This window comes from Stenotrophomonas sp. Y6, from assembly GCF_022436665.1.
Taxonomy (GTDB): domain Bacteria; phylum Pseudomonadota; class Gammaproteobacteria; order Xanthomonadales; family Xanthomonadaceae; genus Stenotrophomonas; species Stenotrophomonas acidaminiphila_A.
This window is the reverse complement of sequence record NZ_JAKUKB010000004.1, coordinates 178,178-193,734: the sequence shown is the minus strand read 5'-3', so window position 1 is coordinate 193,734 and position 15,557 is coordinate 178,178. Positions and strand designations below refer to the sequence as shown.

The following is a 15,557-nucleotide window of genomic DNA, read 5'->3' as shown; positions in this document are numbered from 1 at the left end:
CCAACCGACAAGGAGCAGAAATGAATCATGCACTCCATGCGCTGCTGGCGGCGGCATTGGCCGTCGCCGGCAGTGCCGCCGCGGCGGTTCCGGTGCCGCCGGCGATCCATGCCGACGGCGTTCCGGCCATTCCCGCGGCGACCGCGGAGGCCAGCGCCCGCTACCTGGAATTCCGTCGCGCCGCCTTCCTGGGCTGGGACCCGCAGAACCGCTCGGTCCTGATCAAGACCCGCTTCGGCGGCACCGACCAGCTGCACAGCGTGCAGTCGCCGGGCGCCGCGCGCACCCAGCTCAGCTTCGAGGCCGAGCCGGTGCCCTTCGCCAGCCACGCCCCCGGCGACAGCGGTCACCTGGTGGTGCAGAAGGACATCGGCGGCAACGAGTTCTTCCAGCTGTACCTGCTGAAGGACGGCCGCCTGGAGCTGTTGACCGACGGTCGTTCACGCAACTGGCTCGGCAGCTGGAGCCGTGACGGGCGCCTGCTCGGGTATGCGTCCTCGCGGCGCAACGGCGCGGACATGGACCTCTACGTGCTGGACCCGGCACGGCCGGGCAGCGACCGGATGGTCGCGCAGGTCAGCGGCGGCGGCTGGAACATTTCCGACTTCTCGCCCGACGGCGCGCATGCGCTGGCCATCAACCGGCTGTCGATCAACCACGCCGTGCTGGCCGAGGTCGACCTGCGCAGCGGCGCGATGAAGGTGCTGACCCCGGCACGCGGGCGCGCGTCCTATGCCGACGCGCGCTATGCCCGCGACGGCCGGATCTGGGTGCTTTCCAACCGCGATTCGGATTTCGTCCGGCTGGGCAAGCTGGACCCGCGCAGCGGCGCGTTCACCGCGGTCAGCCGCGAACCGCGCTGGGACGTGACCGACTACGCGGTATCGGACGACGAGCAGGTACTGGTCTATGCGATCAACGACGGCGGCGTGTCGCGGCTGCGCGTGGGCGACGGCGCCGGGGCCAACCTGCGGCAGGTCGACGGCCTGCCCGACGGTGTCCTGGACTGGAGCATCGGCCAGCTGCTGCAGATTGCGCCATGGGGCGAGATCGGCCTGAGCCTGTCCTCGGCCAAGGTGCCCGGCGACGTCTATTCGATCGACGCGCGGACGCTGGCGGTCCGGCGCTGGACCCGGAGCGAGGCTGGTGGACTGGACCTGGAGCGCAACCGCGAGCCGGAGCGGGTGGAGGTCGCCAGTTTCGACGGCGAGAAGGTGTCCGGCTTCCTGTACCGCCCCGATCCCGCCCGCTTCCCGGGCAAACGCCCGTTGATCATGGACATCCATGGCGGCCCGGAAGGGCAGAGCCGGCCCGGCTTCCTCGGTGCCGACAACTATCTGCTCAATGAGCTCGGCGTGGCTCTGTTCCTGCCCAACGTGCGCGGCTCCTCCGGCTACGGCACCCGCTTCCTGGACCTGGACAACGGCCCGTGGAAGCGCGAGGACTCGGTCAAGGATGTCGGGGCGTTCATCGACGCGCTGGCGGCCGATCCGGCATTGGATGCGGCGCGGTTCGCGGTATACGGCTTCAGCTACGGCGGCTACATGTGCTACGCCTCGGCGGTGCATTACAGCGACCGTCTGCGCGCGGCCAGCTGCGCCGTCGCCATTTCCGATTTCGTCACCTTCCTGGAAAACACCCAAGCGTACCGGCGCGACCTGCGGCGGGTGGAGTACGGCGACGAGCGCGATCCGGCCCAGCGCGCCCGGCTGGCGGAGATATCGCCGTTGCGCAATGTCGGGAAGATCCGCATTCCGCTGATGGTCGCCGCCGGCGGCAACGATCCGCGGGTGCCGGCTTCCGAGGCCGAGCAGATCGTCAAGGCGCTGCGCGCGCAGGGCGGCGACGCCTGGCACGTGCTGGCGCGCAACGAGGGCCACGGTTTCCACAAGCGCGAGAACCGCGATTACATCTTCTGGGCCGGCATCGAGTTCTGGAAGAAGACGCTGCTCGCGCCGGCGCAGTAGGCGCCACGGCAGGCGTCGGCATCGGCCGGCGCCTGCGCCTCAGCGGTCGTCATGCAGCTGGCCGCCGGGCAGGAACACCCAGGTGCGGGTGACCTGCAGGATGTCGATGTCGTCGCTGGTGCGCGGCAGCGGCGGGAACGGCTGCGCCAGCTCCACCACCCGCAGCGCCGCCGCGTCCAGCAGTGGCGTGCCGCTACTGCGCAGGATGCGGCTGCTTTCCACGCTGCCGTCGCGGCGCACGCCCACGGTGATCACCACCTGGCCGCCGAGACGGCGCTGGCGCGCTTCGTCCGGGTAGTTCAGGTTGCCCACGCGCTCGGCGCGGTCGACCCAGGCGCGCAGGTAGTTCGCGTATGCATACTCGCGGGTGCTGGCCGAGACGAACTTGCGGTTCGGGCGCTTGGCGTACTGCTCCGAGCGCAGGTGCACCTCGGCGGCCAGCCGTGCCATCTCCGCGTCGCGCTGTTCGCGCGCGGTCATCGGCGCGTCCGGCGCAGGGCGTTCGGGCAGCGGTTGCGGCTGCGCCTGGGCCACCACGTCCTCGCCGCGGGTGCTGCTGACCACGCGCGCCTGCGGCGGCGGGGGCGCGGCGGCGGCCTGGCGTTGCGTCGGCACCGGCGCGATGCCGTCATCGGCGCGTGGCACGATGCCGGCCTGGCTGTCGCGCGGCCGTTGCGGCGTGTCGTGGTCGCCGCCGCCCTGCTGGTTGGCCTGGGCCAGGAAATCGGCCTGTTCCGGCGTCAGCGGCGTGCTGGTCTGGCTGAAGATCACGTCCAGCGTCGGTACCAGCGGCGCGTTGCCGCCGACCGCGAAGCCCACCCCCAGGATCAGCAGCCCGTGCACCAGCAGCGAGAGCGTCAGCGTGGCGCCCAGCCGTTGCTGTTCGGTGATGCGCGCCGGCGGCGGCAGGGCATCCACGGGTACGCTCATCGCCGCAGGCCGGCCTCGAGCGCGTCGAACAGCTGGCCGGCGATGTTCAGGCCGAACTGGGCGTCGAGCTCGCGGGCGCAGGTCGGGCTGGTGACGTTGACCTCGGTGAGGTAGTCGCCGATCACGTCCAGGCCGACGAAGCGCATGCCGCGCCGCTTCATCTCCGGGCCGACCTGGGCGGCGATCCAGCGGTCGCGCTCGCTCAGCGGGCGGCCTTCGCCGCGGCCGCCGGCGGCCAGGTTGCCGCGGAACTCGTCGCCCTGCGGGATCCGCGCCAGGCAGTAGTCGACCGGCTCGCCGTCGATCAGCAGGATGCGCTTGTCGCCGGCGCTGATGTCGGGGATGAAGCGCTGCGCCAGCGCCAGCCGGCGGCCACCGTCGGTCAGCGTTTCCAGGATCACGTTGAGGTTGGGGTCGCCGGTGCCGCTGCGGAAGATCGAACGCCCGCCCATGCCGTCCAGCGGCTTGAGCACCACCTGGCCGTGCTCGAGGGCGAACGCCTTGAGCGCGGCGGCGCTGCGGCTGACCAGGGTCGGCGGGCAGCATTGCGGGAACAGCAGCGCGGCCAGCTTCTCGTTGTAGTCGCGCAGCCCCTGCGGGTCGTTGACCACGCAGGCGCCGGCGGCCTGGGCCACCGACAGCACCTGGGTGTCGTACAGGAACTCGCCGTCGAACGGCGGGTCCTTGCGCATCAGCACGATCTGGCCGGGGCCGAACGCGGTGCGGGTGTAGCTGCCCAGGGTGAACCAGCCGGCCGGGTCGTCGCGCACCTGCAGCGGCGCGGTCTCGGCCACGGCGGCGCCGCCCTCCAGCGCCAGCCCGCCGGGGCGCACGTAATGCAGGCGGTGGCCGCGCCGCTGGGCTTCCAGCAGCATGGCGAAGGTGGTGTCCTTGGCGATCTTGATTTGGGCGATGGGGTCCATCACCACGATGACGTCCAGCATGATCCACGGCCGTTCGGGTCAGGCGGCGATGGTAGCGCCCCGGCACGACGGGCGCCCAGCGCCACGCGCGGTCCGGAGCGTTGCGGGGCTGAATGGCCCCGCGCAGCGACTGCGATGGGGTTCACACTGCGGGCGGCGATGGCCCTGCGCTGACGGCGGCCCTTGACAGTTTGCGGCCGGGCTGGGATATAGACCGCTTTCGCAGCAGCTCCACGTTCAGATGGCGCGCTGCGCGCCCGGGGAAATCGCAATGGTTGAAAACATGGCTGCGGGTGGGGAACTCGCAGGGTTGAAGGTGATGGTCATCGACGATTCGAAGACCATCCGCCGTACCGCCGAGACACTGCTCAAGCGCGAGGGCTGCGAGGTCGTGACCGCGACCGACGGTTTCGAGGCATTGGCCAAGATCGCCGACCAGCAGCCGCAGATCATCTTCGTCGACATCATGATGCCGCGGCTGGACGGCTATCAGACCTGCGCGCTGATCAAGGGCAACCAGCTGTTCAAGTCCACGCCGGTGATCATGCTGTCCTCCAAGGACGGCCTGTTCGACAAGGCGCGCGGCCGCATCGTCGGCTCCGAGCAGTACCTGACCAAGCCTTTCACCCGCGAAGAACTGCTGGGCGCCATCCGTACATACGTCAACGCCTGACCAGGGGGTAAGGCACATGGCTCGAATCCTGTTGATCGAGGACTCACCGACCGACCGGGCGGTGTTCACGCAATGGCTGGAGAAGGCCGGGCACGAAGTGCTCGCCACCGACAATGCCGAGGACGGCCTGCAGATGGCGCGCAGCCAGGCGCCGCAGCTGGTGCTGATGGACGTGGTGCTGCCCGGCATGAGCGGGTTCCAGGCCACCCGCGCGCTGTCGCGCGACGAGGCCACCCGCGGCATCCCGGTGCTGATCGTCAGCACCAAGAGCATGGAGACCGACATGGCCTGGGGCATGCGCCAGGGCGCGTCGGATTACGTGGTCAAGCCGCCGCGCGAGGACGACCTGATCGCGCGGATCAACAAACTGGTGGGTTGATGCGATCTCCCTTCGACATCCTCGAGGCCTATGAACGGCGCAGCCTGGCGCACGCGGTGCAGTTGCCGGAACGGCATTTCTCCGCCGACGTGTGGCGTGGCGTGGGCTACCGCATCGGCAGCCGGCGCCTGGTGTCCGATTTCCGCGAGGTGGTCGAGATCGTGCCGATGCCGCCGGTGACCCCGGTGCCGGGCGCGCAGCCCTGGCTGCTGGGCGTGGGCAACCTGCGCGGCAACCTGTTCCCGGTGGTGGACCTGAAGTACTTCCTGGAGGGTCAGCGCACCGTCCAGCAGGAAGGCCACCGGGTGCTGATCATGCGCCAGACCGGCGGCGACGTCGCCATCAGCATCGACGAGCTCTACGGGCAGCGTAGTTTCGAGCTGTCCACCCGGGTGCCGGCCGGTGACATCGCCCAGGGCCGCTACGCCCATTTCGTCGAGCACGCCTTCAATGACGGCGACCACGACTGGGGGGTGTTCTCGCTTTCCCTGCTGTCGCGCACGCCTGAATTCCGGCAGGCCGCCGCCTGAGTGCGGGCCCGCCTTTCCGTATTGGATACCGAGGTCGAAACATGAGTACTGCTCCGGACGCCGCCAAGACCAGCAAGCTTGGCAACGTGAGTACCAATTTCTGGTTGGGCCTGCTGGTGCTGTCGATGATCGTGTTCGGCGCCAATACCGGCGTCGCGACCTGGCAGGGCAGCCGCCTGGCCGGCGCGGGCACCGGCGCGGCCGACCTGCAGGTGCTGTCGCAGCAGCTGGCCAACCAGGGCCGCGAGGCGGTGGCCGGCAACCGCGCGGCCTACGCCGCGTTCAAGGACACCCGCGCGCGGGTCGACCGCACCGTGGGCGAGCTGCAGGGCCGGTTCGGCCAGGAGGCCGGCGTGGCCACGCCGCTGCGGCAGCTGGTCGAGACCTGGCAGCCGCTGTCCAAGAACGCCGAGCAGATCGTGGCCAGCGAGCCCGCGGTGCTGGCGCTGGCCGGCAACGCCGACAGCTTCGTCGGCGCGGTGCCGCAGCTGCAGGCGCAGCTGAACGAAGTGGTGCGCGCGATGACCGCCGGCGGCGCCCAGTCCAGCCAGATCTACAACGGCCTGCAGCAGGTCGTGGTGGTCGGCTCGATGGCCCGCCGCGTCACCGAAATCCGCGCCGGCGGCCCTGGCGCCAGCGGCGCCGGCGACGCGCTGGCGCGCGACATGACCGTGTTCACCCAGGTGCTCGAAGGCCTGCGCAACGGCAGCGAGGAGCTGGGCATCGCCGCGGTGCGCAACCCCGCCGCGCAGGTGGCGCTGGAGCAGTCGGCCAGCCAGTGGACCAAGATGAAGAAGGACGCCGACGCGATCCTGGCCAGCTCGCGCAACCTGTTCGCCGCGCAGTCCTCGGCCGCGGCGCTGGCCAGCGGCTCGGACCGCATGCTGGACAACAGCCGCAAGCTGTTCGACGCGTTCTCCGCGTTCGGCTCCACCCGCGACACCCGCATCTTCCCGAACTTCTGGTGGAGCGTGGTGTTCGGCGCGCTGTCGGTGCTGTCGATCATCGGCTTCGTGTGGAGCACGGTGCGCAGCCGCTCGCGCGAGCAGGAGCTGCGCTACCAGACCCAGGTGGAGTTCAACAGCCGCAATCAGCAGGCGATCATGCGCCTGCTGGACGAAATCAGCTCGCTGGGTGAAGGCGACCTGACGGTGAAGGCCTCGGTGACCGAGGACATGACCGGCGCCATCGCCGACGCGATCAACTACGCCGTGGACGAGCTGCGGCACCTGGTGACCACCATCAACGACATCTCCAGCAAGGTGGCGGTGTCGGCGCAGGAAACCCAGGCCACCGCCATGCAGCTGGCCGAGGCGGCCGGCCACCAGGCCGACGAGATCACCAGCGCCTCGGACCGCATCGGCGAAATCGCCTCGTCCATCGAACAGGTGTCGCGCAACTCCAGCGAGTCGGCCGAAGTGGCGCAGCGCTCGGTGGTCATCGCCACCGAGGGTGCCGGCGTGGTGCGCCAGACGATCCAGGGCATGGACCAGATCCGCGACCAGATCCAGGAAACCTCCAAGCGCATCAAGCGCCTGGGCGAGTCGTCGCAGGAGATCGGCTCGATCGTGGAACTGATCAACGACATTTCCGAGCAGACCAACATCCTGGCGTTGAACGCGGCCGTGCAGGCGGCGTCGGCCGGCGAGGCGGGCCGCGGTTTCGCGGTCGTGGCCGACGAAGTGCAGCGACTGGCGGAACGTACCTCCGGTGCGACCCGGCGTATCGAGGGCCTGGTGCAGGCCATTCAGGCCGACACCAACGAAGCGGTGACCTCGATGGAACAGACCACCGCCGAAGTCGTGTCGGGCGCGCGCCTGGCCGAGGACGCGGGTACCGCGCTGACCGAAATCGAACGCGTGTCCAACGCGCTCAACACCCTGATCAAGAACATCTCCATTGCCGCCCACCAGCAGGCCGCCGCCGCTACCGACATCACCCAGACCATGGGCGTGATCCGGCAGATCACCGGCCAGACCTCGCAGGGCGCCGGGCAGACCGCCGATTCGCTGGGCCAGCTCAACCAGCTGGCGGCGGACCTGCGGCGTTCGGTGGCCGACTTCAAGCTTCCGGCCTGAACCGGTTGAACGGGCGGGGATGGAAAGGAACCAGCAGATGAAGTGTCGTCATACCGCACAACAGGGCCGCCCGGACGGCAAGCGAACGATGCTGCACGGGAGAGTGCGATGAGTACCTTGCGCGATGCGATGAGCCACGCGGCGCTGGGCTGGGTCAAGCCGGAGCTGGACGAGACCCTGCGCCAGGCGCGCAGCGAGATCGAGTACTTCGTCGAGGACCCGGCCGATGCCAGCCGCATGCGCTTCTGCGCCGGCTACCTGCACCAGGTGCAGGGCACGCTGCGGATGGTCGAGCTGTATGCCCCGGCGATGGTGGCCGAGGAGCTGGAGCTGCTGGCCGACGCCGTGCGCGAGGGCGCCGTGCCGGACCGCGACGAGGCCTGCGCCACCCTGATGCGCGGCACCGTGCTGCTGCCCGACTACCTGGAGCGCCTGCAGAACGGTCATCGCGACATCCCGATCGTGCTGTTGCCGCTGCTCAACGAGATCCGCGCCGCGCGTGCCGCCGAGGGCATCAACGAAGGCGTGCTGCTGGCGTTCGATCCGGAAGCGGGCAAGGCCAGCGAGGCCGAACTGGAACACGCGCGCGGCAGCCTGCAGGGGCGCAACCGCGAGCTGCTGGACACGGTCGGCAACGCGGTCAAGGAAGAACTGCTGCGGATCAAGGACGCACTGGACCTGCACGTGCGCACCGGCGGGGCAACCGCCGACCTGCAGACCCAGGTCAACGAGCTGGGCGCGGTGTCCGACACCCTGGGCGTGATGGGGCTGGGCGTGGCCCGCGGCGTGGTCGCGCAGCAGCGCGACGCGCTGCGCGAGGTGGTGGAAGGCAGCCGTCCCATCGACGACAACCTGCTGCTGGACATCGCCGGGGCGCTGCTCTACGTCGATGCCTCGCTGGACGACCAGGTCGCCTACCTCGGCGCCGCGCTGGAAGGCGACGAGGATCCGGCCGCGGTGGAGACCCGGCGCACGGTCGAAGTGCTGGCGCATGAAGCCATCGCCAATTTCGCCGCCGCGCGCGAGGCGTTCGTCGCCTTCATCGAGACCAACTGGGACCACGCGCGCCTGCAGGACGTGCCGCGCCTGCTCGACGAGGTGTCCGGCGCGCTGCGCATGCTCGACCTGCGGGTGCCGGCGGACTACATGAACGGCATCCGCCAGTACATCGGCGTGGAGCTGATCGGGCGCAAGCGCATCCCCGGCGGGCGCCAGCTGGACACGCTGGCCGACGCCATGGCCAGCCTCGAGTACTACCTGGAGGCGCTGCGCGAGCGGCGCCCCGGCCGCGAGGAGATCCTGGACATCACCCGCAGCAGCCTGGAGGCGCTGCGCTACTGGCCGGTACCCGCCGCGGGCCGGCAGGAGGACGCCGCCCCGGCGTTCGCCATCGATTTCGCGGAAGCGGCGGAGGCGGCGCCCGCTGCCGCCGCGCCGGCGCCGGTCGAGGTGCCGCAGGCACCCGTGCAGGCGCCCGCAACGGCCGCCACGCCGCTGGTGTTCGGTGATGCCATCCATGCGCCGCCGCCGTCGACCGCGCCGGTCGCGGAACCGCCGCCGCTGCCGTCGTGGGACGCCGGCGACGGCTTCGGGGCGTTCGATCCGGTGGCCGCCGAAGGGCTGCCGGCTGCGGCCGAGGCGGATTTGAGCGTCGCGCCGCTGGATCTTTCTGCCGACACCGGGCTGGCGCTGGAGCCGTTCGCTGCCGATGACGCCAGCGACGCCGCCACCACGGATGCCGCTGCGCCGGGCGTCGCCGCTGGCGAGCTGGGCGATGCCGCCGCGTGGACGCCGAACGAGGCCATGCCGGATCCGTCCGCGGCGCCGCTGTCCTTCGACGCGTCGTCGTTCGGCTTTGCCGACGACGACACCGCCGCACCCGCGCCGGCCGCCGGGGACGAAGCCGATACCGCCGCCGCTGCGGCCGGTGGAACGCCGGCCCCGGACCACGAGATCGCCGCTTTCCTGGCCGAGCTGGACAAGGCCGCCGCGTCCTTCGATCCGCTCGCTGCCGAGGCCGACGTGGCGCCGGCGCCGCTGCTGGACGCACCGGCGGTGCCGCTCGCGGCCGATGCCGGCGAAGGCGTGGATGGCGGCTTCGACAACGACGCCGAGCAGATCGACCAGGACATCCGCGAGGTGTTCATCGAGGAGTTCGACGAAGAGCTGCAGAACCTGGGTCGGCTGCTGCCGGCGTGGCGCGCCGCGCCCGAGAGCATGGAGCGCCTGCGCCCGGTGCGGCGCGTGTTCCACACCCTCAAGGGCAGCGGCCGCCTGGTCGGCGCACGCACCCTGGGCGAGTTCAGCTGGAAGATCGAGAGCATGCTCAACCGCGTGCTCGATGGCAGCCGCCCGGCCAGCCCGGCGGTGGTTACCCTGGTCAGCCAGGCGTATGACGTGCTGCCGCAGTTCAACGCCGCCCTGCGCGGCAACGGCCGCATCCATGCCGACGTGGCCGGCATGCAGGACATCGCCGACCGCGTGGCCGCGGGCGAGGAAGCGTTCCATGTTCCCGGTGCGTCCGCCGCACCGGCCACCGCCGCGGCCGCGGCCGCGCCGGTCGCCGCGCCCGCGGCCGGTACCCCGGCATCGGTGGACAGCGTGCTGCGCGAGATCCTCGAAGCCGAAGTGGGTCAGCACCTGGCCACCGTCGAGGCGTGGCTGGCGCAGTCGCAGTCGCAGCCGCAGCCGGTGAGCGAACAGCTGCTGCGCGCCGTGCACACCATGAGCGGTGCCTTCGCCATGACCGAGGTGCCGGAGATCACCGCGGTCACCACGCCGGTCGAATCGTTCGTCAAGCGCTCGCTGGCCAATGCCGTGGTGCCCAGCGCCGCGGGCGTCGCCGCGCTGGGCGAGGCCGCCACCGCCGTGGCCACCACCATCACCGCGCTGCAGGCACCGTCGCCGCTGATCCCGTCGTTCGCGCCGCTGGCCGCGCGCCTGCGCGAACTGGCCGACGCCCTGCCCGAGGCGCAGTGGCCGCCGCAGGTGCACGAGGAGCTGGACGAGGAGGCCGATGCCATGCCGTCGGCGGCCACGGTGCCCGCAGCGTCCGCACCGGCGCCGCTGCCGGTGGAGCAGGAGCTGGCCGGCATCGGCGATCTTTCCGCCTACTTCGACCCGGCGCTGCTGGAAGCGTCGTTCGCGGATGTCCCCGCGCATGATGCCGCCGCCAGCGGAGATGCGTCCGTGCCTGCCCCTGCGGCGGAGGAGACGGTTGCGCTGCAGGTCTTCGAGTGGCTGGAGGACGATGCGGACACGGGCGACGTGGAGGCTGCGCTCGCCGCTGCGACCGACGCCGGGCTGGAAAGCGCCGGCGCGCTGCAGGACACGGCGGCGGACGTCGACGCCGGCGCTTTGCTGCCGGATGACGCCGGGCAGGCGCTCGCGCCGGCCAGCGGCTTGGCGCAGGTGCAGGATGCGATGCCGGCCGACGCGGACATGCCGCGCCAGGCCGGGGAGCGCGATGCCATTGCGGCCGATGCCGGCATCCAGTTTGTCGACGCCGCACCGTCGGCGGTCGACGATACCGCGCCGCTGGGCGAGGCGGGCCACGACGACGCGTTTGCCGTAGCCGATGCCGTGGCGACGACCACCGATGAAGCCATGGACAACCTGCCGCCGTCGCTGGAGGTCGCGCCGCTGGCGCCGGCGTCCGGCCAGGACCAGGCCGCCACCGACGACGCGGCGCTGGATGCCCGGTTCGGGATCCAGGCGGGTAGCGACGCCGATAGCAACGCCGAGGCAGGCGTTCACAGCGGCGCGGAAGCCGGCAGCGAAGCCGAAAGCGCAGTCCAGCTCCAGGCCGTCGCCGGCAACGAAGCGGAAGCCGACATCGAAATCGAAGCCGAAGCCGAAGCTGAAGCTGAAGCCGGCGTCGAAGCGGAAGTAGAGGCCGAAACCGAAACCGAAACCGGCATCGAAGCCGATGCCGACGTTGAAGCCGAAGCGCGAGTTGAAGGCGAGCGTCACGACATCCACGACGCCGAAGCCGAAGCCCGAATTGAACGCGACCGTCACGACATCAACGACGCCGAAGCCGAAGCCGAAGCCGGGAGCGACGCCCGCGTCGAGCCCGCGTCGCCGACCCCGTCGCTGCATGAGGCCGAGGCGCCGGCTGTCGCCTCCGAAGCGGCGGCGTTCGATGCCGGCCCGCTCGATTTCGAAGATCTCGACCGCGAACTGGTCGATATCTTCGTCGAGGAAGGCAAGGACCTGCTCGACCATTGCGATCGTCTGATCAGCGAGCTTCGCTCGGCGCCGGAAGACCGCGAGCTGCTGGCCGGGCTGCAGCGCGACCTGCATACGCTCAAGGGCGGCGCGCGCATGGCCGGCATCAACGCCATCGGCGATCTCGGCCACGCCATCGAGTCGCTGCTGGAAGCGGTGGCGGCCAGCCGCACCGAGATCGGCCGTGGCGACGTGCAGCTGCTCGAACGGGGTTTCGACCGCCTGCACCAGTTGCTGATCCGTACCGGTGCGCACCGCGCGGTGCAGATGCCGGTCGACCTCATCGAGGCGTTCGAGGCGCGTACCGCCGGTGGCGGCGAAGCGCTGGAAGCGGCCGTGCCGGTGGACGCCGTGCCGTCGTCGCCGCAGGCCGCGGCAGCGACCACCGTCGAGGTGCTGGACGCAGCGGCCGAACCGGAATGGCAGGCGGCGGGCGCCGCCGCCGATCCGGCAGCGTCGTCGCCGGCCGATGCCGCAGGCGTTGTGGCGCCGGACAGCCAAGCCGTTGCCGAAATTGAAGCCGTCACCGGAGTCGACATCGAAGTCGGCGCCGACGCCGTTGCAGCGCCGGCGACCGCGGTCGAACCGCAGCCGGTGGCTGCCGCGGCCATCGCCAGCGAGCCGTTGTCGCCGCCGGTGGTCGAGGCCCAGGCCGTCGACGAGGAAGGCACGACCCGTACCCAGGAGCAGGTGCGCGTCCGCGCCGACCTGCTCGACCGTCTGGTCAACCATGCCGGTGAAGTCGCGATCTACCGCTCGCGCCTGGAACAGCAGCTGGGCGCGTTCCGCAGCGCCATGGCCGAGCTGGACCGCACCAACGCACGCCTGCGCGACCAGCTGCGCCGCCTGGACCTGGAAACCGAGGCGCAGATCGTCGCCCGCTACCGCCGCGAGCAGGAGCAGGCCGACCAGGCATTCGATCCGCTGGAGCTGGACCGCTTCTCGACCCTGCAGCAGCTCAGCCGCGCCCTGAACGAATCGGCGGCCGACCTGGGCGGCCTGCAGGGCGTGCTCGACGACCTGTCGCGCAATTACGACGCCCTGCTGCAGCAGCAGTCGCGGGTCAGTTCCGAACTGCAGGACGGGCTGATGCGCGCGCGCATGGTGCCGTTCGACGGCCTGGTGCCGCGCCTGCGCCGCGTGGTACGCCAGGCCGCGCAGGAACTGGGCAAGCAGGTGCACCTGAACCTGGAAGGCACCCACGGCGAACTCGACCGCAACGTGCTCGATCGCATGGTCGCGCCGCTGGAGCACATGCTGCGCAACTCCGTGGCCCATGGCCTGGAGACGCCGGCGCAGCGCCTGGCCGCCGGCAAGCCGGAGGAGGGCGCGATCACCCTGCGCCTGCGCCGCGAAGGCTCGGAAATCGTGCTGGAAGTGGCCGACGACGGCGCCGGTCTCGACCGCGAGGCGATCCGCCGCCGCGGCGAGCAGCGCGGTTTGATCCAGCCGGGCGAACAGTTGGACGACGCGCGCCTGGACAACCTGATCTTCGCCTCCGGTTTCAGCACCAGCGAGCAGGTCAGCCAGCTCGCCGGGCGCGGCGTGGGCATGGACGTGGTACGCAACGAAGTGCGCCAGCTTGGCGGCTCGGTGGACATCCACTCGGTGCGCGGCCAGGGCGTCACCTTCACCCTGCGCCTGCCGCAGACGCTGGCCGTCACCCAGGCGGTGTTCGTGCGCATCGGCGAGACCACCTTCGCGGTGCCGGTGGCATCGGTCAGCGGCATCGGCCGCATCGCCCGCGAGCGTTTCGAGTCCGGCCAGGGCGGTTACCACTACAACGGCGAGGACTTCGCGCTGCACGACCTGGGCACGCTGGTCGGGCAGGCCGCGGCCAAGGCCGAGGGCCAGCCGCAGATCCCGTTGCTGCTGGTGCGCGCCGGCGACCTGCGCGCCGCGGTGGCGATCGACCAGGTGCTGGGCAACCGTGAAATCGTGGTCAAGCCGGTCGGCCTGCAGATCGCCTCGGTACCGGGCATCTACGGCGCCACCATCACCGGCGAAGGCAACGTCGTGGTGATCCTGGACGTGGCGCCGCTGGTGCGCCGCCACCTTTCGCAGCCGCAGCAGCCGGTGGAAGTGGCGGCCGTCGGCCAGCAGCGGCATGTGCCGCTGGTGATGGTGGTGGACGACTCGCTGACCATGCGCAAGGTCACCGGCCGCGTGCTGGAACGCCACAACTTCGAAGTGGTGGCGGCGCGCGATGGCGTCGAGGCGCTGGAGCGGCTCGAGGAGCGGGTGCCCGACCTGATGCTGCTGGACATCGAAATGCCGCGCATGGACGGTTACGAGCTGGCCACCGCGATGCGCGCCGATCCGCGTTACAAGGAAGTGCCGATCGTGATGATCACCTCGCGCAGCGGCGACAAGCACCGCCAGCGCGCATTCGAGATCGGCGTGCAGCGTTATCTCGGCAAGCCGTACCAGGAGCTGGATCTGATGCGTAATGTCTATGACCTGCTGGGGATCGCCCGTGTCCGCGAGTGACCGTCCCAGCGCCCGGGCCGTGGCGCTGCTGGCGCGCCCCGGCGTCGCCCGCGAGCGCCTGCGCGAGGCGGTGCTCGCCGCCGGTGGCGCGCTGGTCCTGGAAGAAGACCCGGGCGCGTTGGACCCGGCCGTGTTGCAGGCACTGGGCCCGACGATGGTGCTGGTGGCGCTGGAACCGGCGCTGGAGGATGCGCTGGAACGGCTGGCCCCGGCCCTGGAAGGGCCGCAGCTGGAGCTGATGTTCGAGGAGGCCGAGCTGGCCGCGCGCCGCGAAGGCTGGGACGCGCAGCGCTGGACGCGCCATCTCGCCGCCAAGCTGCACGGCCATGACCAGGTGCTGCCGCCCGGCCAGGAAGAGGACGCGTTGACCCTGCCGGAGCCGGGCATGCCCGAGCGCCCGGCCGAGCGCCATGCCGATGCGCCGCTGCAGTTCCATGTCGAGGAGGCCGCGCAGCACCTGGACGAGGTGCCGGTCGACACGCTCTATGCGCCGCCGCCAGCCGGTCACGACCGCCCCGAAGTGCTGAGCTTCGAGGAGTTGATGGCCATGGCGCCCGCCAGGGCCGAACCCGCCCCCACGCCGGCCGTGCCGCCCGAACTGCCGCCACTGGCCGACGCCCAGGCGCCGCTCGCGGCTGGTGCGCCGTCGCTGCCGGGCAGTTTCCACAGCTGGTCGCTGCTCGACGACGACGCCTATGTCGCGCCCGCCGCGGCGCCCGCGTCGGCCGGCGAGGTGGCGCAGGCACCGGCCGACGCCACCGACGCCATCGACACCGGTGGGTTCTCGCTGGTCGCACTGGAATCGGACGCGGAGGCCGCCGCCCAGGGCGCGGTGCTGCTGCTGGCCGGCATCGGCGGCCCGGATGCGGTGCGTCGCCTGCTGAGCGCGCTGCCTGAGGATTTCCCGCTGCCGGTGCTGGTGCAGATGCGCCTGGACGGCGGCCGCTATGCCAACCTGGTCAAGCAGATGTCGCGCGTCGCCGTGCTGCCGGTCGCCCTGGCCGAGGCCGGGCAGGCGCTGGAAGGCGGCAATGTCTACGTGCTGCAGGACGGGGTCGGGGTGGCGTCGCAGGCCGGCGGCCTGCGCTTCGCCGACGACACCGCGCCGGTGCTGCAGGCATTGGCGGTGGACCGTTCGGCGGTGGTCATGCTCAGCGGCGCCGATCCGTCGCTGGTGCCCGATGCGCTGGCGTTCGCCGAGCGCGGCGGCTGGGTGGCCGGACAGAGCGGCGATGGCTGCTACGACCCCGAAGCCGCCAGCCAGCTGGCCGTGGCCGGGCATCCGGCCGGGCCGCCGGAATACCTCGCCGGCGAGCTGGTCCAGCGCAGCTACGGCTGAGCCGCACACGAGCAAGGA

At 71.1% G+C, this 15,557-nt stretch carries 9 protein-coding genes; 7 read left to right on the top strand and 2 right to left on the bottom strand.

Annotation, left to right across the window (positions count from 1 at the left end; all coding sequences use genetic code 11):
• The first annotated feature begins 20 nt into the window (after positions 1–20).
• A complete protein-coding gene (locus tag MKP15_RS06650) occupies positions 21–1,967 on the top strand; it encodes a prolyl oligopeptidase family serine peptidase (RefSeq protein ID WP_240212179.1) in 1,947 nt (648 codons plus the stop codon).
• Between the two features lie 39 nt (positions 1,968–2,006).
• On the opposite strand, the gene MKP15_RS06645 is transcribed toward MKP15_RS06650, so the two are convergent.
• Both MKP15_RS06645 and gshB read right to left on the bottom strand, forming a co-directional pair.
• Positions 2,007–2,897 carry an energy transducer TonB gene (locus MKP15_RS06645; RefSeq protein WP_240212178.1) on the bottom strand — a complete coding sequence of 297 codons (891 nt, stop codon included), beginning with the start codon at positions 2,895–2,897 and terminating at the stop codon, positions 2,007–2,009.
• Positions 2,894–3,844, bottom strand: coding sequence for a glutathione synthase (gene gshB / locus MKP15_RS06640; RefSeq protein WP_104939352.1), 951 nt, complete (start codon positions 3,842–3,844; stop codon positions 2,894–2,896). The genes MKP15_RS06645 and gshB overlap by 4 nt, the downstream gene beginning before the upstream one ends.
• 247 nt (positions 3,845–4,091) lie before the next feature.
• Here gshB and pilG point away from each other — a divergent pair, with 247 nt between their 5' ends.
• The 6 genes from pilG (at position 4,092) to MKP15_RS06610 (ending at position 15,539) form a co-directional block, all read left to right on the top strand.
• The gene (pilG, locus tag MKP15_RS06635) at positions 4,092–4,493 is read left to right on the top strand and encodes a twitching motility response regulator PilG (RefSeq protein ID WP_054667142.1); all 402 of its coding nucleotides are present in this window, start codon (positions 4,092–4,094) and stop codon (positions 4,491–4,493) included.
• A 16-nt stretch (positions 4,494–4,509) separates the two neighbouring features.
• Positions 4,510–4,872 carry a response regulator gene (locus tag MKP15_RS06630; RefSeq protein WP_055771240.1) on the top strand — a complete coding sequence of 121 codons (363 nt, stop codon included), beginning with the start codon at positions 4,510–4,512 and terminating at the stop codon, positions 4,870–4,872.
• On the top strand, positions 4,872–5,402 hold the full coding sequence (locus tag MKP15_RS06625) for a chemotaxis protein CheW (protein ID WP_104939351.1): 531 nt from the start codon (positions 4,872–4,874) through the stop codon (positions 5,400–5,402). Before MKP15_RS06630 ends, MKP15_RS06625 begins: the two co-directional genes overlap by 1 nt.
• 41 nt (positions 5,403–5,443) lie before the next feature.
• Positions 5,444–7,480: a methyl-accepting chemotaxis protein gene (locus MKP15_RS06620; protein ID WP_104939350.1), complete on the top strand. Its 2,037-nt coding sequence runs from the start codon at positions 5,444–5,446 to the stop codon at positions 7,478–7,480.
• A 108-nt stretch (positions 7,481–7,588) separates the two neighbouring features.
• Entirely contained in the window at positions 7,589–14,200 is a 6,612-nt protein-coding gene (locus MKP15_RS06615; protein ID WP_240212177.1) for an Hpt domain-containing protein, read from the top strand.
• Positions 14,187–15,539: a chemotaxis protein CheB gene (locus MKP15_RS06610; RefSeq protein WP_240212176.1), complete on the top strand. Its 1,353-nt coding sequence runs from the start codon at positions 14,187–14,189 to the stop codon at positions 15,537–15,539. Before MKP15_RS06615 ends, MKP15_RS06610 begins: the two co-directional genes overlap by 14 nt.
• Positions 15,540–15,557: the final 18 nt, after the last annotated feature.